Genomic DNA, 18917 nt, shown 5'->3' with positions numbered 1-18917 from the left:
TCCACGCTCATCCTCCCTGCACCGCCGTGAGCACCTCGACCAGATCGCTCTCCGACAGCGGCGTCGACTCCCACGCGCTCCTGCTCACGACCTCGCCGTTCACCGCCACCGCGACGCCGGACGTCATCGGCGTCAGGGTCCGTACGGCCTCGCCCACCGTCGCCCCGCCCGGCAGTTCGACGGCGCCCCCATTGATCGTTATCTTCATCGGCTGAATCTCCCTGGATCGCACGACTCCACCACCTGCGGGACCGGATCCCCGGTGAGGAACGCCGCGATGGCGTCGGCGGTGATCGGGGCGAGCAGGACGCCCGCCCGGTGGTGCCCGGTCGCGGCCAGCAGGTCCGGCGGCCGGGGCGATCGCGGTGCGGCAGGCCCGGCCGACGCTGCCGGCTCGCCAGGCCCGCGTGATCCCGTCCCCCGCAGCGGGCCGATGAGGGGCAGATTGTCGGGGGTTCCCGGGCGGAAGCCGACGGTCGTCTCGGACAACTCCAGCTCCGTGACGCCGGGCACCAGTTCGCGGGCGTCGCGGAGCAGTTCGTAGACCCCGCCCGCGGTGACCCTCCCGTCGAAGCCCATCTCCTCCATCGTCGCGCCGAGAGTGATCTCCCCGTCGCCCCGCGGGACGAGGTAGGCCGGAGCGCCGTGGACCAGCCCTCGCACGCAGCGCGTGAGGAAGCCCTCGGGGCCGCGCAGCCGCAGGATCTGGCCCTTGATCGGCCGGATCGGCAGGCCGGGCACGAGAGAGGGCGACCACGGGCCGGCCGCGACGACGACGCTCGTGGCTCCGATGACCTGGCCGGATGCCAGCCGTACGCCGACGACGCGGTCGCCGTCGAAGGCGAGACCGCCGGCCTGCTCCGTGACGACCGTGCCCCCGGCCTTGGCCAGCGCGGCCAGCAGCGCGGAGACCACCCGGCGCGGGTTGACCCAGGCGTCGTCCCGGGCGAGCAGGCCCCCTCGCACCGAGGGCGAGAGCATCGGCTCCAGGGCGCGGCAGCCCCGCCCGGTCAGGCGCTCGACCCGGAGGCCGAGGGACTCCTCGAACGACGCGAGGTCGTCCAGGTAGGCCATGTCGTCGGTGCCGTAGGCCACGTCGAGGGTGCCGTCGGTCCGGTAGTCGAGGTCCTCGCCGCTCTCGCCTTCGAGGTCGTCGCGGAACGCGGGCCACATGGCGAGGGATGCCAGGCCCAGGCGCAGCAGCGGCTGCTCGGTGTAGGTCACCTCGCTGACGGGCGCGAGCATCCCGGCGGAGGCGTGGGTGGCGCCGCTCCCCGGGCTCGGGTCGACGACGACGACGGACAACCCCCGCCGTGCCGTACGCCAGGCGACGGACAGGCCCGCCACGCCGGCGCCGACGACGGCGACGTCGTAATACGGGGAACCGTCAGACAAGCCGTCCGGGACGACGGAGGGACCGGGCTCGGCGGCGGTTCGTCGCAGATCAGGCACTGCGCTCCCTTCGCCGGCATTACCCGGATCAGGTCGATTGCGGTCGAGAGCCTCACGCTCTCCTCTCAGCCCGGCCTGCCGGGCTCCCGCGCGTCTTACGCCCCTAGCCTAGCCCTGATCGGGAGGGATGCGCACAAGGCAGTCATTACGCATTGTGCGCAGTACTTAGTCAATTCGTTATCCACTCTCCATTGGCGGGTGGCCGTGTCGGCAATCTATGGTCAGGTCGTGGATCACGTCGTGGTTGTGGGGGCCGGTCTCGCCGGCGTGCGAAGTGTCGAGGCGCTGCGTGCCCACGGGTTCGCTGGGCGGATCACGCTGGTCGGCGAGGAACCGCATCGCCCCTATGACAGGCCGCCGCTGTCCAAGGCGGTGCTGCTCGGCCAGACCGACTCCACGGTCGTCGACTCCGATCTCGAGGCCCTCGACGTCCGGCTGTGCCTGGGCATCGCCGCCAAGGGCCTGCGTGACGGAGTGGTGGAGACCACGGAGGGCGAGCTCGACTACGACGGCCTCGTCATCGCCACAGGCGCCTCGCCCGTACGGCTGCGGGGCGAGGGGTGTCAGCACGTCCTGCGCACCATCGACGACGCACTGGCCCTGCGGGCGCATCTCGTCCCGGGCGCCAGGATCGTGGTGATCGGCGCGGGCTGGATCGGCGCCGAGGTCGCGACCGCCGCCGCCAAGGCCGGCTGCGTGGTCACCGTGATCGAGGCGGGTGAGGCGCCGCTGTCCGCCGCGCTGGGCGCCGTCGCCGGTGGTCACACGATCCCCTGGTACGGCAAGGCGGGCGTCGAGTTGTGGCTGGGCGCGATGGTCGGCAGCGTGGACCCGGACGGGGTGACCCTGATGTCGGGCGCCAGGATCGAGGCGGACGTCATCCTCACCTGTGTCGGCGTGCGCCCCGCCGTCGACTGGCTGAAGGGCTCCGCCGTGGCCGTCGAGGACGGCGTGGTCGTCGACGAGCACCTGCGGACGTCGCTCGCCAACGTGGTCGCCGTCGGCGACTGCGCCAACTGGTGGTCGCGCAGGTTCGGACGCCGTATGCGGGTCGAGCACTGGGACACGGCTCTCGGCGCCCCCGACACCGCGGCGGCGACGCTGCTCGGCGAGGTCGCGGTCTACGACCCGGTTCCGTATTTCTGGTCGGAGCAGTTCGGCCACATGGTGCAGTTCGCCGGGCACCGGGGGACGGCGGAGCGCCTGCTGCTGCGGGGGGATCCCCTCGTGGACGAGAAATGGGCGGTATGCTGGCTCGCCGCCGAAGATCGGCTGGCAGCCATCCTCACCGTCGACCGGCCGCGGGACCTCGTGCAGGGGCGCCGCGTAGTCGAGGGCGGCCAGCGGCTCGACGTCACCCGGTTGATCGATCCGGCAGTGACTCTCCGCGACTGTATTATGGCGTAATCGAGGTGTTTCCTGGAAGGTCGGCTGTGGTAATGGTGGTTTCGTGACGCTTACTGTTGCGCAGATCGACGTGGAGACCGACCGACTGGTGGGGGAGTGGCTCCCCCTTTCCGAGGTCGCGGAGAGGCTGAGGCTGTCCATCGGACGAGCCAAGCAGCTGCTGAAGGACAAGAAGCTCGTCGGCGCCCGCAGGGGCGGCGGTGAGCCGCACATCCCGGCCGTGTTCATCGCGGACGGGGATGTCCTCAAGGGGCTTCCCGGCACGCTGACCGTGCTGTCCGACGCGGGCTACGGCGACGTGGAGGCGATCCGGTGGCTGTTCACACCGGACCCGTCACTTCCCGGTTCGCCGATCGACGCGGTCCTCGCGGGACGGCACACCGAGGTCAAGCGGAGGGCCCAGGCACTGGGATTCTGATCCCGGCGGCCCGTGGCATTGTGGTCGGGTGACCGACACCCGGCGAGAGCGACTCGCGCATGCCAGGCTCTATCTCTGCACCGACGCCAGGAAGGACCGCGGCGATCTCGAGGACTTCCTCGACGCGGCCCTGGCGGGCGGAGTGGACATCGTCCAGTTGCGGGACAAGGGCCTGGAGGCGCGTGAAGAGCTCGAACTGCTCGAGGTCTTCCGTGCTGCCTGCGACAGGCATGGGGCGCTCCTGGCGGTGAACGACCGGGCGGACATCGCCCACGCGGCCCGCCCGGACATCCTTCACCTGGGCCAGGACGACCTGCCCGTCGCGCTCGCGCGGGAGATCCTCGGGTCCGGCATCCTGATCGGCCGGTCCACGCACTCGGCGGACGAGGCCTCGGCCGCGGCGGTGCAGCCCGGCGTCGACTACTTCTGCTGCGGCCCCATCTGGCCGACCCCGACCAAGCCCGGACGGCACGCGCCCGGCCCCGCCCTGCTCAAGCACGCCGCCGATCTCGGTGCCGGCCGGCCGTGGTTCGGCATCGGAGGGATCGGGCTCGACACCATCGACGAGGTCATGTCCTACGGCGTGCGCCGCGCCGTCGTCGTGAGGGCGATCACCGAGGCCGACGACCCCCGGGAGGCCGCGGCCGCGCTGCGGGCGCGGCTCGCCTCGATTCCGCTCTGACCACGCGAAGCTTCTCGGCGCGCTCCGGTTCGTGCTCAGGTCCGCCGGGACGTGGCCGCCACGGCGAGCGCGGCGAGGGCCGCACGCGCGCTCTCGTCGATGGGGGCCTGCTCCAGCGCGTGCAGGGCGTCGTCGAGGAACCGCTTGATCATCTCCTCGCACGCCGACAGCGCGCCGGTGTCCAGGATCACGGAGCGGAGCCGCTCGACCCCGTCCGCGTCCAGCAGGGGATCCCCGAGCAGGGTGCGCACGATCTCCGCCTGAGCGGGCGACGCCACCGAGAGGGTCCGCGCGATGAGGATGGTCCGCTTGCCCTCGCGCAGGTCGTCTCCCGCGGGCTTCCCGGTCTCCGCAGGATCGCCGAAGACGCCGAGGATGTCGTCGCGGAGCTGGAACGCGATGCCGACCTGCTGGCCGTACTGGACGCAGAGCTTGTCGATCCACGGGTGCTGGGCCCGGGCCGCGAGCACGAGGCCCAGCCGGAGCGGCTGCTCGACGGAGTACTTGCCGCTCTTGTAGAGGGCGACGCGCAGCGCCCCGTCGAGGGTGCTCTCTCCCTGGGCCTGCTCCAGCAGGTCGAGGTACTGCCCCGACATGAGCTCGGTCAGCATGTGCTCATGGACCGGCTGCGCCGCGGCGAGCGCCTCCGGCCCCAGACCGCTGTTGCGCCACATCTCGCCGGCCCAGATGAGGAGCAGGTTGCCCAGCAGGACGGCGGCGCCCTCCCCGAACTGCTCCGCGGACCCGTACCAGCCGGCCTGCCTGTGCATCTGCTCGAACTTGCGATGAACGGCCGGCATGCCGCGGCGGACGTCGCTGGAGTCCATCACGTCGTCGTGGATGAGCGCGCTCGCCTGCAGGAGTTCGAGCGAGGCGGCGGCGGCGTGGAGCGCGGGGTCGTCCCCGCCTCCGGCGGCACGCCAGCCCCAGTAGCAGAAGGCCGGCCGCAATCGCTTCCCGCCCGCGAGGAAATCCTCCGCCGTGCTCAGCAGGACGGCCAGCTGAGGGTCGGTGAACAGAGGACGCTGCCGGTCGACGAACATGCGGAGAGATCGGTCCACCTCCGGGCGAATGAGGTCGAACGGAGCGGCGGAAGCGGTCATGCTTTGAGGGTAACCGCGGTTGATCCAACGTCCTATCTGGAGATACCCCTGTTGCCCCTGTTTTGTGATTAGTCTCGCACCGTCTGTGCCCGCTGGGCGGGGTGAGAGCGTCTGCCCCGGTTGACTCGACGTGTAACGTTGGGGCCATGGCTCTCGGTCTTCCGTCACGGCTTCCTGAACGAGTTCCGACGGTTCGCGAGCTGCTGGCCGCGGGCGAACGATCGTTCTCGTTCGAGTTCCTCCCGCCGAAGACCGATGAGGGTGAGCGCCAGCTGTGGCGGGCGATCCGTGAGCTGGAGGCGTTGCGTCCCACGTTCGTCTCGGTGACCTACGGCGCCGGGGGATCCACCCGTGACCGCACGGTGGACATCGTCGAGCGCCTCGCGCACGAGACGACGCTCACCCCGGTCGCCCACTTCACGGCGGTCGATCACTCGATCCGCGAGCTGCGGCACCTGGTCGGCCGGTTCGCCGACGCCGGCGTCCGCAACATCCTCGCCGTGCGGGGCGACCCGCGCGGAGCCGACCCCCTGAGTGAGTGGATCAAGCACCCCGAGGGCGTGCAGTACGCCGAGGACCTGGTCCGGCTGATCCGTCAGGCGGGCGAGTTCTGCGTCGGGGTCGCGGCCTTCCCCTACAAGCATCCGCGGTCGGCCACGATCGAGTCCGACACCGAGTTCTTCGTCCAGAAGTGCCGCGCCGGAGCGGACTACGCGATCACGCAGATGTTCTTCAAGGCCGACGACTACCTGCGCCTGCGCGACCGGGTCGCGGCCAGGGGCTGCGACACGCCGATCATCCCGGGCATCATGCCCGTCACCCAGATGAGCACCATCGCGCGCTCGGAGCAGTTGTCGGGTGCGCCGTTCCCGCCGGAGGTGGCCGCGCGGTTCGAGGCGGTCGCCGACGATCCCGCGGCGGTGCGCCGGCTGGGCATCGAGCACGCCGCCGAGCTGTGCCGGACCCTCCTCGACGAGGGCGCGCCCGGCATCCACTTCATCACCTTCAACCGGTCCAGCGCCACGCGCGAGGTGTTCGAGGCGCTGGCCCCTGCCACCGCGACCGTGCGCCGCTGAGCTGCGGGGTCACCCCACCGGCGGAGACAGCGGCAGGGCCGTGCCGGCGATGGCGTAGTCCTCGTAGCCGCCGGGGAAGACGAACTCCGTCATGAGATCGACGAAGCCGATGTCACGGTAGAGGTGGCGGGCGGCCGTCGGCGCGTCGTGGGTGGACAGCACGGCCGTGCGCTCGCGCCGGCCCTCACAGAGCCCGTGGAGCATCTGGCGGCCGATGCCCTTGCCCTGGTGGTCGGGGTGGACGTGGACCTCCGCGATCTCCAGGGCGTCCCCGAACCAGTTCTCCGCGATCGGGGCGCCCGCCCGGTCCCGCAGGGCGCGGCGGACGACGTCGTGCCACCACTGCCCGGGAGTGCCGTGAAAGCCGTAGGCGAACCCGACGATCTCCGGCGCCTCGGCGAGCATGCACACGAAGTCGGGATAGGTCGCGTGGTTGCGCATGATGGCGAGGCGGCCGGGGAGCTGATCCGGCGGCGGGCGCATGGCCGCGGCGTAGATCGTCAGCACCGTGTCGAGTGCCGCGATGAACCGGTCGGGCCCGACGCGTCGCAGTTGGATCACTTTCCGGACCCTAGCAAAGACCGCGTGCCCCGCCCGCCGACGGGAAGCCGCCGGCGGACCTTTCCCGGGTTCTCACGGACCGTCCGTGCCGTCCACCCGGGCCTCACCCGACCTCTGCGGCCGTGCCTCCGGTGATCTTCAGGAGCTCGCCGTACGTCGTGGCGAAGACCGTGTGCGGATGACCCGCCGCGGCCCAGACGGTCTCGTGCTCGTCGAGCCAGGTGTCGACCAGGGTTCGGACCGGCGCCGGATGCCCGACGGGGGCGACGCCGCCGATCGGCTGGCCGGTGTGCTCCCGGACGAACTCCGGGGTGGCCCGCCGCACCTTCCGCGCACCCACGAGGCCGGCGACCAGGTCGGTGTTCACCCGGTGGGCCCCGCTGGTGAGCACGAGCAGGGGAGCGTCGTCCGCGTTGAAGATCAGGCTGTTCGCGATCGCCCCGATCTCACAGCCGAGCTGGGCCGCCGCCGTCGCGGCCGTCGGCGCGCTGTCCGTGAGGACCACGATCTCGCTCTCGATGCCGTGTGAGCGGAGGGCTTCGGCCACCCGGACGGCGTTGGGATGCAACTTTTCTGGCACCCGGACACTCTAAACACGGTGAGTGGGCATAAGCGATCCGTTGTCGCGACTTGATCCCGCGATGGGACGGGCCCACCATACCCACAGGATCCCTTGATCCAATTTGGCCTAAACGAGAGGTTGGACGCGATGGGGGGACGACGGAAGTTGGCCGCCGCCGCGCTGGTCACGGTGGGGGCCGTGACGCTGATGGCGAGTGGTCTGTCCGAGGCCGCACAGGCGCGGACGGGCACGACGCGGATCACCGCCGCACAGGTGGCGACCGTGGGGGCGACGAGCGCCTCGCAGCTGGGAACGGCTCTCCAGGAGAGCATGGTGACGTCGGCGCCGGCCTTCACGGCGCCGTCGAAGACGCTCAAGTACGGTGCGAAGGGCGCTGCGGTCAAGACGCTGCAGACGAGGCTCAAGCAGCTCGGCTACGTCCCGGGGAAGGTCGACGGCGTCTACGGCTCGGGCACGCGCGCCGCCGTCTGGGCCTTCCAGAAGGTCCAGGGCATCAAGCCGACCAGCACGGTGGCGTCGAAGACGTGGAACGCGCTGGAGAAGCCGAAGGCGCCCAAGGTCCTGGTCCCCAAGGGCAAGCCGACCAGGGTCGAGATCAACCTCACCAAGCAGATCATGGTGCTGTACCGCGGGGGCAAGCGGAAGCTGATCTCGCACATCTCGTCCGGCAGCGGGATCCCGTACACCGAGTGGGTGGTGTGGAACGGCAAGCGGCAGAAGTTCTCCGGGAACGCCAGGACGCCCACGGGCAACTACAAGACGACGTGGCGCGTGAAGGGCTGGCACACGTCCTATCTGGGATCGCTGTACAACCCGATCTTCTTCAACGGCGGCATCGCGCTGCATGGCGCGACGTCGGTTCCGCTGTACCCCGCGTCCCACGGTTGCGTCCGGCTCCCCATGCCGGTCGCGCAGATCCTGCCCGGTCTGCTCGGTAAGGGCGTGCCCGTCCACGTCCGCGGCAAGTTCGTCCGCTGAGAGCGTCCCGGTCCCACGCCGGGGGGTGGGCCGGGAGGGCGGCACAGCAGGTCTGAGGCCTCGCGCGAACATCTCGCGCGGGGCCTTCGCCGTTGCGGGAGGGCGGCCGGGGGGGGGACCCGCCCGGCCGACGGGAATCGAATACTTGTTCGCTCTCATCCTTGACACGCGCTGGTGTCGAATCTATGTTCGATGTAGTGGGCGTGAGACTCGCGGCTCGCGCCCACCCCGTTGGACCCGTGCCATCGTCGTCGGCGGAGACGAACACGGCACGGCCCGCGGCGTGGGCCGGACGGGGAGAGGGGAAGCTCCTCGTCCGGCCGGCCTCGGGAGTGCCGGCGGTGCTCGGGAATTCCATGTCGTCGTCGGAGATTGCTGACCTCGGCGGAATTGTCGGTGGGATCTGTAACTGTGATCTCACCGACGATCACCGTCGGCTGCCACGACTCGAGGAGGCGGGCATGACTGGACAGATCGAAGAGCGGAGCGGGCCCAGGGTCTCGCAGACCGTCCTGGCGCATCTCGGTGACGCCAGGACGTGCCTGGCGGATGCCACCATGGGGCGCACGCCCGCCGACAGGTACGTCTCGGCTCACCTCGCGGCCCTGCGAGCGGCCGCGGCCATCCTCGCGGCTCGGCCCCGGCCGATGGACGGGCGCAAGCGGCGGCTGCGCAGCGCCTGGGAACTGCTGCCGGAGGCGGAGCCCAAGCTCGCGGACTGGGCCGCGTTCTTCGCGGTCAGTGCCACCAAGCGGGCGGCGGCCGAGGCCGGCCTGGTCCGGGTCGTGACGCCCAGGGATGCGGAGGAGCTCATCGCCGAGGCCGACAGATTCGTCGGCGAGGTCGAGGCGATCCTGGGGGTTCCCGGCCAGTCGGCCCTGCCGATGGCCGGCTAGGAGTCGCAGCAGGACCCGAGAGCTCAGGCGCTCGCACAGCGTCGCAGCAGGACCTGAGGGCTCAGGCGCTCACACGATGTCGCGACAGGGTCCGAGGGCTCAGGTCCAGCGGCTCAGACGGCGTCGCGTTCCAGCGGACAGCTCATGCAGCGAGGGCCGCCCCGTCCGCGGCCGAGTTCGCTGCCCCGGATCGTGATGACCTCGATCCCGTTCCTGCGCAGGTAGTTGTTGGTCGTGGTGTTGCGCTCATAGGCCATGACGACGCCGGGCTCCAGCGCCAGCACGTTGCACCCGTCGTCCCACTGCTCCCGCTCGGCGGAGCGCACATCCTGCGACGGGGTCAGGATCTTGATGTCGTCCAGGTCGAGCGCCCGTGCGATGGCCCGGTGCATCTCCTCAGGAGCATGATCGGTGACCTTGAGCTCCTTCTCGTTGTCGCCCGGCTCGATCGTGTACGACGGGAGCATGCCGAGTCCGGCGTACTTGGTGAACACGCCCACGTCCACGTTGGTCATCACCGTGTCGAGATGCATGAAGGCCCTGGCCTTCGGCATGTCCAGCGCCACGATCCTCGTCGCGGAGCCGGCGGCGAACAGGTTCGTGGCCAGCATCTCGACCGCCTGGGGCTGCGTGCGCTCGCTCATCCCGACCAGCACGACGCCGCGGCCGAGCACCAGGACGTCGCCGCCCTCGATGGTCGCGGGGGCGGCCCGGGTGCCGTGATACCAGACGTGGAAGCCGCCCTCTTCCGGCCGGTCGTAGCCGGAGGCGAACGTCGGATGCCACCGGTAGACGGCCTCGTAGTTCACCGTCTCCCGCCTGCGCGCCTTCTTCCGCATGGCGTTGATGGACACCCCGTCGTACACCCAGCACGAGGTGTCGCGGGTGAACATGTGATTGGGCAGCGGAGGCAGGACGAAGTCGTCGGCTTTCAGGGTGTGGAAGGCGATCGACTTGGGGTCGCAGCCCTGCTCCATGATCTCGCGCTTGGTGATCCCGCCGGTCAGGAACGGCGCGAGCGTGGCCGCGTCGAGGCCGTCGAGCGTGTTCCTGATCGCGTCGGCGGCGAGGGGGCCGAACCAGCGCTCGTCGACGGTGCCGTCGAGGACGTGCTTCCTGGCCTCGGGAACGGCGACGGTCTCCTCGATGAGGTCGCCGAGCAGATGGACCCGGACGCCGCGGGCCGCGAGGGCCTCACGCCACTCGTGGTGCTCCTCCAGTGCGCGCTGCACCCAGAGCACGTCGTCGAAGAGCAGATCGTCCTTGTTGGAGGGGGTGAGCCGCTTCAGCGCGAGCTCGGGGATGTGCACCAGGACCTGGCGGAGCTTCCCGACCTCCGAGCCGACATGAAAGGTCATATCCCTTCACATCCTCGTCCACCAGGAGAGTCTCCGCAACAGGAGGTGCAGGGATGTTCCTGTGCGACGGACGGTGTCACCTGCGACTACGCCAAGCGCAGGAGAGCCCGTCGCGTCCGGGACCGAGACGGCCCGGACGATCGACTTCGCGTGACGAACCCGGACGGGCCGCCTCCCCGAACGGGAGACGACGTGGCCGGATCAGAAGGACTCGACGGCGCGCCGGGCCTCCGCGTCGAGCACGCCCCAGCTGATGAACTCCTCGGTCAGCTCGACCGGCGACTTGTCGTAGATGACGGCGAGCGAGCGCAGATCCTCCTGGCGGATCGACAGCACCTTGCCGTTGTAGTCACCACGCTGGCTCTGGATGGTCGCGGCGTATCGGGCCAGCGGCCCGGCCTTCTCCTTGGGCAGCTGCGAGAGCCGCTCCAGGTCGATGACAAGCTTCGGCGCGGGTGCGAGCGGGCTGGGCGCGGCCCCTCCGGGGAGCAACTCGGAAACCGGGACCCCGTAGAAGTCGGCAAGCTCGGCAAGCTTCTGCACCGTCACCGCACGGTCGCCACGCTCGTAGGAACCCACGACGACGGCCTTCCACCGGCCGCGCGACTTCTCCTCGACCCCGTGCAGGGACAGGCCCTGTTGGGTGCGGATGGCGCGGAGTCGTGCGCCCAGGGACTTGGCGTAGTCAGACGGCATTGGATGGCCCCCGGCTTTCTATGTCTGTTCTCACTTGATTCTGCTTCCTCGGTCCGAGCGTTCCGAACACCGGGGTTGCACTGAGTCAGGCACCATCGGTGACCATTGCGTCGGGTTTTACCCAGGAAGGTCGCGAGTTGTGGTTACGGACAGTGACGGTAAAGCCGTCACTGTCAAAGGTCAAGCTGATTGGAAAAAAGAGCGCCAAACAGTGCTCTGGCCGAAATCCCCGACACGTGCCGCAGCCTGGGAGTTTCGGACCACTCCACCGTAGGCGACCGAGCCGTGCGTTCCGTACATCGTCCCTGGCGAGAGGCGGTCTGAAGCCGCCCTGGTAGCCTGAACCCGCCAAACACCCTTTTAAGGCCCGTCCTGTGAGGCGGGAAAGGTGGTGACTTTTTGATGTCCGACGTCCAGAACCAGGCGCACGCCGTGCTGGAGGGTCCCGACATCCATCGGGCTCTCACCCGCATCGCGCACGAGATCCTCGAGCGCACCAAGGGCGCCGAAAGCGTCGTCCTCCTGGGAATCCCCACCCGCGGGGCCACGCTGGCGCGCCGGCTCGCCGAGCGGATCGCCCAGTTCGAAGGGCTGAAGGTCCCCGTCGGTTCCATCGACATCACGATGTACCGCGACGACCTGCGCCTGCGGCCCGCCCGCCCGCTGGGCCGTACCGAACTGCCCCCGGACGGGGTCGACGGCAGGACCGTCGTGCTCGTCGACGACGTCCTGTTCTCCGGCCGGACGGTCCGCGCCGCGCTCGACGCGCTCAACGACGTGGGCCGCCCCCGGGCCGTCCAGCTCGCGACGCTCGTCGACCGGGGCCACCGCGAACTGCCCATCCGCGCCGACTACGTGGGCAAGAACCTGCCGACCTCCAAGGCGGAGAAGGTCAAGGTCTACCTGGAGGAGACCGACGGCCGCGACGCCGTCCTGCTCATCAAGGAGGAGGCCCGATGAGGCACCTGATCTCGGCGGGCGAACTCTCCCGCGACGACGCGCTCGTCATCCTCGACACCGCGGAGGAGCTGGCGAGGGTCTCCGATCGGTCGATCAAGAAGCTGCCGACGCTGCGCGGCCGCACGGTGGTCAACCTCTTCTACGAGGACTCCACCCGCACCCGGATCTCGTTCGAGGCGGCGGCCAAGCGCCTGTCGGCCGATGTGATCAACTTCTCGGCCAAGGGGTCGAGCGTGTCCAAGGGCGAGTCGCTCAAGGACACCGCGCTCACCCTGGAGGCCATGGGCGCCGACGCCGTGGTCATCAGGCACGGCGCCTCCGGCGCGCCGCACCGGCTCGCGACGTGGGTTCACGGCAGCGTGGTCAACGCCGGCGACGGCACCCACGAGCACCCGACCCAGGCGCTCCTCGACGCCTACAGCATGCGGCGGAGGCTGGGCCGGCTGGAAGGGCTCAAGGTCGCCGTGGTGGGCGACGTCCTGCACAGCAGGGTCGCCAGGTCCAACGTGCTGCTCCTGCACACGCTCGGTGCCGAGGTGACCCTCGTCGCGCCGCCCACGCTGCTGCCGGTGTCGGTCGAGACCTGGCCCTGCCAGGTGTCCTACGACCTCGACGCCGTGCTGCCGAAGTCGGACGTCGTGATGATGCTGCGCGTCCAGCTGGAGCGGATGAACGCCTCCTACTTCCCCTCCGCGAGGGAGTACAGCCGCCGTTACGGCCTGGACCGCGACCGGTTCGCGCGGCTGCACGACGACGCCATCGTCATGCACCCCGGTCCGATGAACCGGGGGATGGAGATCTCCGCCGAGGTCGCCGACTCGCCGCGGTCGACCATCGTGGAGCAGGTCGGCAACGGCGTGACCGTCCGCATGGCCGTTCTCTACCTGCTGCTGGGCGGCTCGGAGCCCGCGATCGGGGGCACCGCGTGAGCACCGTGAACACGCCGGGCGACATCGAGGGAGACCTGTGAACACCATCCTCATCAAGGGCGCCGCGATCCTCGGCGGCGGCCCGGCCGACATCCTCGTGAAGGACGGCGTGATCGCGGAGATCGGCGACCTCGCCGGAGCGGCCGCGACACTGACCGTCGACGCCGCCGGCCTGATCGCGCTGCCGGGACTGGTCGACCTGCACACCCACCTGCGCGAGCCGGGCAGGGAGGACGCCGAGACCGTCGAGACCGGCACCCAGGCCGCGGCCCGGGGCGGCTACACCGCCGTCCACGCCATGGCCAACACCTCGCCGGTCGCCGACACGGCCGGCGTGGTCGAGCAGGTCTGGCGGCTCGGCCAGGAGCACGGGCACTGCGACGTCCAGCCGGTCGGCGCGGTGACCTCGGGCCTGGAGGGCAGGCAGCTCGCCGAGCTGGGGGCGATGGCCGACTCGGCCGCCCGCGTCCGCGTCTTCTCCGACGACGGCAAGTGCGTCTCCGACGCCGTGCTGATGCGCCGTGCGCTCGAATACGTCAAGGCGTTCGACGGGGTCGTGGCCCAGCACGCCCAGGAGCCCCGGCTCACGGAGGGCGCCCAGCTCAACGAGGGCGAGGTCTCCGGCAGGCTCGGCCTGAGCGGCTGGCCGGCGGTCGCCGAGGAGGCGATCATCGCGCGCGACTGCCTCCTGGCCGCGCACGTCGGCTCCCGGCTGCACGTGTGCCACGTCTCGACCGCCGGGTCCGTGGAGATCATCCGCTGGGCCAAGTCGAAGGGCTGGGACGTCACCGCCGAGGTCACCCCGCACCACCTCCTGCTCACCGATTCCTGCGCGGAGTCCTCGCCGGTCGGGCCGTACAACCCGATCTACAAGGTGAACCCGCCGCTGCGGACGGAGGAGGACGTGCGGGCGCTGCGCGAGGCGCTGGCCGACGGCACGATCGACTGCGTCGCCACCGATCACGCCCCGCACCCGGTCGAGGACAAGGAGACCGAGTGGAGCGTGGCCGCCATGGGGATGATCGGCCTCGAGACCGCTCTGTCGGTCGTCCAGGAGGCCATGGTCGAGACCGGCCTGCTCGACTGGGCGGGCGTCGCCGACCGCATGTCGGCGCGTCCGGCGCGGATCGGCCGTCTGGCCGGTCACGGCCACCCGATCGAGGCCGGGGCCCCCGCCAACATCACCCTGTACGACCCCTCGCCGCGGGCCCTCGTCGACCCGTCCGCGATGGCCTCCCGCAGCCGGAACACGCCGTATGAGGGCATGACGCTGCCGGGCCGGGTCGTGGCCACGTTCCTGCGCGGCCGTCCGACCGTTCTCGAAGGGAAGCTCGTATGACCGCTCTGCTCGTGCTCGAGGACGGGCGCGTCTTCGAGGGAACGCCCTACGGAGCCGTGGGGGAGACGTTCGGGGAGATGGTCTTCAACACCGGCATGACCGGTTACCAGGAGACTCTGACCGACCCGTCGTACCACCGGCAGATCGTCGCCATGACGGCACCCCACATCGGCAACACCGGCGTGAACGAGGACGACCCCGAGTCCGGGAGGGTCTGGGTGGCCGGGTACGTCGTGCGCGAGCCGTCCAGGATCCCGTCGAACTGGCGGTCCACCCGGACGCTCGACGACTACCTGCGCGACCAGGGCGTCGTCGGCATCGCCATGCGGGGCACCCGGGCACTCACCCGCCACCTGCGCGAGCGCGGCGCCATGCGCGCGGGCGTCTTCTCCGGGCCGGCCCTCGCACCGGTCGCCGAACTGGTGGAGCGTGTACGGCTCTCGCCGGGCATGGAAGGGGCCGACCTGGCGAAGGAGGTCAGCACTCCCGAGCCGTACATCGTCGAGGCGCGCGGGCCCCGCCGCTTCAAGGTGGCCGCGGTCGACCTCGGCATCAAGGCGATGACGCCCCAGCGGATGGCCGAGCGCGGTTGTGAGGTGCATGTGCTGCCCGCGAGTGCGACGGCGGCCGACATCCTCGCGCTCGAACCCGACGGGGTCTTCTTCTCCAACGGGCCCGGCGACCCCGCTACCGCGGACCACGCCGTCGAGGCGCTGCGCGGCGTGCTGGACGAGGGGGTGCCGTTCTTCGGCATCTGCTTCGGCAACCAGATCCTCGGCCGCGCGCTCGACCTCGGCACCTACAAGCTGCGCTACGGACATCGGGGAGTGAACCAGCCGGTGCAGGACCGCCGCACCGGCAAGGTGGAGATCTCCGCGCACAACCACGGCTTCGCCGTCCGGGCGCCGCTCGACGGGCCCTTCGCGACGCCGTACGGCAGGGCGGAGGTGAGCCACGTCAACCTCAACGACGAGTGCGTCGAGGGGTTGCGGCTGCTCGACCGGCCGGCGTTCAGCGTCCAGTACCACCCCGAGGCCGCGGCGGGCCCGCATGACGCGGCGTACTTGTTCGACGAGTTCTGCGAGCTGATGGAGCGCAGGAGGGAGCGAGCGAGCGGCGCTGCGGGGGTCCTCGATCCTGCGAGCGAGCGATCGGGCGCGACCGGGAACACAGCGGATGAGATTGGAGCCCAGGGTGCCTAAGCGCACGGACATCAGGTCGATCATGGTGATCGGCTCCGGGCCGATCGTCATCGGGCAGGCGTGCGAGTTCGACTACTCCGGCACCCAGGCGTGCCGCGTCCTGCGCGCCGAGGGCTTCCGCGTGATCCTGGTCAACAGCAACCCGGCCACGATCATGACGGACCCGGAGTTCGCCGACGCCACCTACGTCGAGCCGATCACGCCGGACATCGTCGAGAAGATCATCGCCAAGGAGCGTCCCGACGCGCTGCTGCCGACGCTGGGCGGCCAGACCGCCCTGAACACGGCGGTCGCGCTGCACGAGGCGGGCGTGCTGGAGAACTACGGCGTCGAGTTGATCGGCGCCAACTTCGACGCCATCCAGGCGGGGGAGAACCGCGAGCGGTTCAAGGAGATCGTCGCCAAGGTCGCGGCCGAGCAGGCCCTGAACGCCGAGTCCGCCCGCAGCGTCGTCTGCCACACCATGGACGAATGCCTCCGCGGCGCGCAGGAGCTGGGCTACCCGGTCGTCGTGCGGCCTTCCTTCACCATGGGCGGGGTCGGCTCGGGATTCGCCCACGACGAGTCCGACCTGCGCCGCATCGCGGGCGCCGGGCTGGACGCGTCCCCGACCACCGAGGTGCTCCTCGAGGAGTCCATCCTCGGCTGGAAGGAGTACGAACTCGAGGTCATGCGCGACCGCAACGACAACGTCGTGATCGTGTGCTCGATCGAGAACATCGACCCGATGGGCGTCCACACGGGCGACAGCGTGACCGTGGCCCCCGCGCTGACGCTCACCGACCGTGAGTACCAGAACATGCGAGACGTCGCGATCGCGGTCATCCGCGAGGTCGGCGTCGACACCGGCGGCTGCAACATCCAGTTCGCGGTCGACCCGGACTCCGGGCGCATGATCGTCATCGAGATGAACCCGCGGGTGTCCCGGTCGTCGGCCCTCGCGTCGAAGGCAACGGGCTTCCCGATCGCCAAGATCGCGGCCAAGCTGGCCATCGGCTACACCCTCGACGAGGTCCCCAACGACATCACCAAGGAGACGCCGGCGTCATTCGAGCCCTCCCTGGACTACATCGTCGTCAAGGTGCCGCGGTTCGCCTTCGAGAAGTTCGCGGGGGCCGACCAGACCCTGACGACGCACATGAAGTCCGTCGGAGAGGTCATGGCCATCGGCCGGTCGTTCCCCGAGGCGCTCCAGAAGGCGCTGAGGTCGATGGAGAAGAAGGAATCGTCCTTCAGCTGGGCGGGGGAGCCGGGCGATCTGTCTGAGCTGCTGAGCGCCTGCCGTACACCGCATGACGGGCGGCTGCGCACGATGCAGCAGGCCATCCGTGCCGGGGCGAGTCCCGAGCAGCTCTTCGAGGCGACGAGGATCGACCCCTGGTTCGTCGACCAGCTCTACGCGATCGACGAGGTGGCACGCTCGATCGACGGCCTCGACGAGAAGAGCCTCGCCACGGCCAAGCGGCACGGCTTCAGCGACGCCCAGATCGCCGAGATCCTCGGCGCCGAAGAGGGCGCCGTCCGCGCCTCGCGGCACGCGCTCGGCCTCAGGCCCGTGTACAACACGGTGGACACCTGCGCCGCCGAGTTCGCGGCGCGCACGCCCTACCTCTACTCCACCTACGACGAGGAGACCGAGGTCCCGTACGGCGACCGGCCCAAGGTCATCATCCTCGGCAGCGGGCCCAACCGGATCGGGCAGGGCATCGAGTTCGACTACGCGTGCGTCCACGCCTCGTTCGAGCTGGCCAGGGCCGGCTACGAGACCGTCATGGTCAACTGCAACCCCGAGACCGTCTCGACCGACTACGACACCTCCGACCGGCTCTACTTCGAGCCGCTCACGCTGGAGGACGTGCTGGAGGTCGTCCACGCGGAGCAGGAGACGGGGCCGGTCGTCGGCGTCATCGTCCAGCTCGGCGGGCAGACCCCGCTGGGCCTCGCCCAGGCGCTGAAGGACGCCGGGGTGCCGGTGGTCGGCACCTCGCCGGAGTCCATCCACCTGGCGGAGGAGCGCGGCGCGTTCGGGCAGGTGCTGGCCGAGGCCGGGCTGCCCGCGCCCAAGTTCGGCACCGCGCGGACCGTGGCCGAGGCCCAGGCCGTCGCGGCGGAGATCGGCTACCCCGTGCTGGTCCGGCCGTCGTACGTCCTGGGCGGGGCGGGCATGGCGATCGTCTACGACGACGACACCCTGCGGACCTACATGTCCAAGGCGTCGACCGACCACCCGGTGCTCATCGACAGGTTCCTCGACGACGCCATCGAGATCGACGTGGACGCCCTGTTCGACGGCGAGGAGCTCTACCTGGGCGGCGTCATGGAGCACATCGAGGAGGCCGGGATCCACTCCGGCGACTCGGCGTGCGCCCTGCCGCCGATCACGCTGGGCGGCTTCGACATCAAGCGGATCCGCGCCGCGACGGAGGCCATCGCGAGGGGTGTCGGCGTCCGCGGGCTGCTCAACGTGCAGTACGCCATGGCGGCCGGGGTCCTCTACGTCCTGGAGGCCAACCCGCGGGCCAGCCGTACGGTGCCGTTCGTGTCCAAGGCCACGGCGGTGCCGCTGGCGAAGGCCGCGGCGCGGGTCATGCTGGGGGCGACGGTCGCGGAACTCCGGGCGGAGGGCATGCTGCCCCCCACCGGCGACGGCGGCACGCTGCCCCTCGACGCGCCCATCGCGGTCAAGGAGGCGGTGCTGCCGTTCAACCGCTTCCGCGGCGTGGACACGGTGCTGGGCCCGGAGATGCGCTCCACCGGAGAGGTGATGGGCATCGACGAGTTCTTCGGCACGGCCTTCGCCAAGTCGCAGGCGGCGGCCTACGGCCCGCTGCCGACCAAGGGGCGAGCCTTCGTATCCGTGGCGAACAAGGACAAACGGGCCGTCATCTTCCCCGTGAAGGCGCTCGCCGATCTCGGTTTCGAGATCCTGGCCACGGAGGGTACGGCAGAGGTGCTGCGCCGTAACGGCGTACGTGCCAAGATCGTGCGCAAGCAGAGCGACGGGACCGGTCCTGACGGCGAGCCGACGATCGTGCGGCGGATCCACGACGGCGAGGTGGATCTCATCGTCAACACGCCGTTCGGCAGCCCGGGCCAGTCCGGCCCGCGGCTCGACGGCTACGAGATCCGCACCGCCGCGGTGCTGCGCGGCATCGCCTGCGTCACGACGGTGCAGGGGCTCGCCGCGGCGGTTCAGGGCATCCAGCACATCGTCAGGGGCGACGTGGGCGTACGGTCACTCCAGGAACACGCGCGGAGGCTCAAAGAGTAGGGGAGG

The 18917-nt window shown here is 70.3% G+C and carries 18 protein-coding genes and 1 riboswitch; of the genes, 11 read left to right on the top strand and 7 right to left on the bottom strand.

Annotated features, from left to right (window positions below):
* Positions 1-7 precede the first annotated feature (7 nt).
* Both thiS and thiO read right to left on the bottom strand, forming a co-directional pair.
* Entirely contained in the window at positions 8-208 is a 201-nt protein-coding gene (gene thiS, locus Pmi06nite_RS01200) for a sulfur carrier protein ThiS (protein WP_203950880.1), read from the bottom strand.
* Entirely contained in the window at positions 205-1452 is a 1248-nt protein-coding gene (thiO, locus tag Pmi06nite_RS01195; protein WP_308442476.1) for a glycine oxidase ThiO, read from the bottom strand. Before thiO ends, thiS begins: the two co-directional genes overlap by 4 nt.
* Positions 1441-1552: riboswitch (TPP riboswitch) on the bottom strand. Its footprint overlaps the gene before it by 12 nt.
* 128 nt (positions 1553-1680) lie before the next feature.
* On the opposite strand from thiO, the gene Pmi06nite_RS01190 reads away from it, so the two are divergent.
* From Pmi06nite_RS01190 to thiE, 3 genes are read left to right on the top strand one after another with little or no spacing between them, the layout of a single operon-like run.
* Entirely contained in the window at positions 1681-2859 is a 1179-nt protein-coding gene (locus tag Pmi06nite_RS01190) for an NAD(P)/FAD-dependent oxidoreductase (protein ID WP_203950879.1), read from the top strand.
* Between the two features lie 43 nt (positions 2860-2902).
* Positions 2903-3277: an Rv2175c family DNA-binding protein gene (locus tag Pmi06nite_RS01185; protein WP_203950878.1), complete on the top strand. Its 375-nt coding sequence runs from the start codon at positions 2903-2905 to the stop codon at positions 3275-3277.
* Between the two features lie 28 nt (positions 3278-3305).
* Positions 3306-3959 (top strand): thiamine phosphate synthase, encoded by a 654-nt coding sequence (gene thiE, locus Pmi06nite_RS01180; RefSeq protein WP_203950877.1) that lies wholly within the window; start codon positions 3306-3308, stop codon positions 3957-3959.
* 35 nt (positions 3960-3994) lie between these two features.
* Here thiE and Pmi06nite_RS01175 read toward each other — a convergent pair whose 3' ends face one another.
* Positions 3995-5062 carry a polyprenyl synthetase family protein gene (locus tag Pmi06nite_RS01175; RefSeq protein WP_203950876.1) on the bottom strand — a complete coding sequence of 356 codons (1068 nt, stop codon included), beginning with the start codon at positions 5060-5062 and terminating at the stop codon, positions 3995-3997.
* Between the two features lie 146 nt (positions 5063-5208).
* On the opposite strand from Pmi06nite_RS01175, the gene metF reads away from it, so the two are divergent.
* Complete coding sequence (gene metF, locus Pmi06nite_RS01170) at positions 5209-6138, top strand: methylenetetrahydrofolate reductase [NAD(P)H] (protein WP_203950875.1); 930 nt, start codon at positions 5209-5211, stop codon at positions 6136-6138.
* Between the two features lie 9 nt (positions 6139-6147).
* Here metF and Pmi06nite_RS01165 read toward each other — a convergent pair whose 3' ends face one another.
* Together Pmi06nite_RS01165 and Pmi06nite_RS01160 are read right to left on the bottom strand one after the other, a co-directional pair.
* Positions 6148-6699: a GNAT family N-acetyltransferase gene (locus tag Pmi06nite_RS01165; RefSeq protein WP_239113443.1), complete on the bottom strand. Its 552-nt coding sequence runs from the start codon at positions 6697-6699 to the stop codon at positions 6148-6150.
* Positions 6700-6802: 103 nt separating this feature from the next.
* Positions 6803-7279 carry a YbaK/EbsC family protein gene (locus Pmi06nite_RS01160; protein WP_239113440.1) on the bottom strand — a complete coding sequence of 159 codons (477 nt, stop codon included), beginning with the start codon at positions 7277-7279 and terminating at the stop codon, positions 6803-6805.
* A 129-nt stretch (positions 7280-7408) separates the two neighbouring features.
* On the opposite strand from Pmi06nite_RS01160, the gene Pmi06nite_RS01155 reads away from it, so the two are divergent.
* Positions 7409-8260: a L,D-transpeptidase family protein gene (locus tag Pmi06nite_RS01155; RefSeq protein ID WP_203950874.1), complete on the top strand. Its 852-nt coding sequence runs from the start codon at positions 7409-7411 to the stop codon at positions 8258-8260.
* A 461-nt stretch (positions 8261-8721) separates the two neighbouring features.
* The gene (locus Pmi06nite_RS01150) at positions 8722-9156 is read left to right on the top strand and encodes an SAV_6107 family HEPN domain-containing protein (RefSeq protein ID WP_203950873.1); all 435 of its coding nucleotides are present in this window, start codon (positions 8722-8724) and stop codon (positions 9154-9156) included.
* Between the two features lie 113 nt (positions 9157-9269).
* Here the strand turns inward: Pmi06nite_RS01150 and Pmi06nite_RS01145 are convergent, their stop codons facing one another.
* Both Pmi06nite_RS01145 and bldD read right to left on the bottom strand, forming a co-directional pair.
* Positions 9270-10514, bottom strand: a complete 1245-nt coding sequence (locus Pmi06nite_RS01145) for an arginine deiminase (RefSeq protein ID WP_203950872.1) — start codon at positions 10512-10514, stop codon at positions 9270-9272.
* A gap of 201 nt (positions 10515-10715) precedes the next feature.
* Complete coding sequence (gene bldD / locus Pmi06nite_RS01140; RefSeq protein WP_203880615.1) at positions 10716-11210, bottom strand: transcriptional regulator BldD; 495 nt, start codon at positions 11208-11210, stop codon at positions 10716-10718.
* 402 nt (positions 11211-11612) lie between these two features.
* Between bldD and pyrR the strand changes: the two genes are divergently transcribed.
* From pyrR to carB, 5 genes are read left to right on the top strand one after another with little or no spacing between them, the layout of a single operon-like run.
* Positions 11613-12170: a bifunctional pyr operon transcriptional regulator/uracil phosphoribosyltransferase PyrR gene (gene pyrR / locus Pmi06nite_RS01135; protein WP_203950871.1), complete on the top strand. Its 558-nt coding sequence runs from the start codon at positions 11613-11615 to the stop codon at positions 12168-12170.
* A complete protein-coding gene (locus Pmi06nite_RS01130) occupies positions 12167-13099 on the top strand; it encodes an aspartate carbamoyltransferase catalytic subunit (RefSeq protein WP_203950870.1) in 933 nt (310 codons plus the stop codon). Before pyrR ends, Pmi06nite_RS01130 begins: the two co-directional genes overlap by 4 nt.
* A 37-nt stretch (positions 13100-13136) precedes the next feature.
* Positions 13137-14438: a dihydroorotase gene (locus Pmi06nite_RS01125; RefSeq protein WP_203950869.1), complete on the top strand. Its 1302-nt coding sequence runs from the start codon at positions 13137-13139 to the stop codon at positions 14436-14438.
* Positions 14435-15640, top strand: a complete 1206-nt coding sequence (gene carA / locus Pmi06nite_RS01120) for a glutamine-hydrolyzing carbamoyl-phosphate synthase small subunit (protein WP_203950868.1) — start codon at positions 14435-14437, stop codon at positions 15638-15640. The genes Pmi06nite_RS01125 and carA overlap by 4 nt, the downstream gene beginning before the upstream one ends.
* A complete protein-coding gene (carB, locus tag Pmi06nite_RS01115; protein ID WP_203950867.1) occupies positions 15633-18911 on the top strand; it encodes a carbamoyl-phosphate synthase large subunit in 3279 nt (1092 codons plus the stop codon). Before carA ends, carB begins: the two co-directional genes overlap by 8 nt.
* Positions 18912-18917: the final 6 nt, after the last annotated feature.

Origin of the sequence: Planotetraspora mira, assembly GCF_016863275.1 — a bacterium.
GTDB lineage: Bacteria > Actinomycetota > Actinomycetes > Streptosporangiales > Streptosporangiaceae > Planotetraspora > Planotetraspora mira.
This window is presented reverse-complemented; position numbering and strand designations above follow the sequence as displayed.

Coding starts and splice junctions, on each gene's coding strand:
- thiS (WP_203950880.1), bottom strand. CDS start 208: ATGAAGATAACGATCAATGGGGGCGCCGTCGAACTGCCGGGCGGGGCG.
- Pmi06nite_RS01175 (WP_203950876.1), bottom strand. CDS start 5,062: ATGACCGCTTCCGCCGCTCCGTTCGACCTCATTCGCCCGGAGGTGGAC.
- metF (WP_203950875.1), top strand. CDS start 5,209: ATGGCTCTCGGTCTTCCGTCACGGCTTCCTGAACGAGTTCCGACGGTT.
- Pmi06nite_RS01155 (WP_203950874.1), top strand. CDS start 7,409: ATGGGGGGACGACGGAAGTTGGCCGCCGCCGCGCTGGTCACGGTGGGG.
- Pmi06nite_RS01150 (WP_203950873.1), top strand. CDS start 8,722: ATGACTGGACAGATCGAAGAGCGGAGCGGGCCCAGGGTCTCGCAGACC.
- Pmi06nite_RS01145 (WP_203950872.1), bottom strand. CDS start 10,514: ATGACCTTTCATGTCGGCTCGGAGGTCGGGAAGCTCCGCCAGGTCCTG.
- bldD (WP_203880615.1), bottom strand. CDS start 11,210: ATGCCGTCTGACTACGCCAAGTCCCTGGGCGCACGACTCCGCGCCATC.
- pyrR (WP_203950871.1), top strand. CDS start 11,613: ATGTCCGACGTCCAGAACCAGGCGCACGCCGTGCTGGAGGGTCCCGAC.
- Pmi06nite_RS01130 (WP_203950870.1), top strand. CDS start 12,167: ATGAGGCACCTGATCTCGGCGGGCGAACTCTCCCGCGACGACGCGCTC.
- carA (WP_203950868.1), top strand. CDS start 14,435: ATGACCGCTCTGCTCGTGCTCGAGGACGGGCGCGTCTTCGAGGGAACG.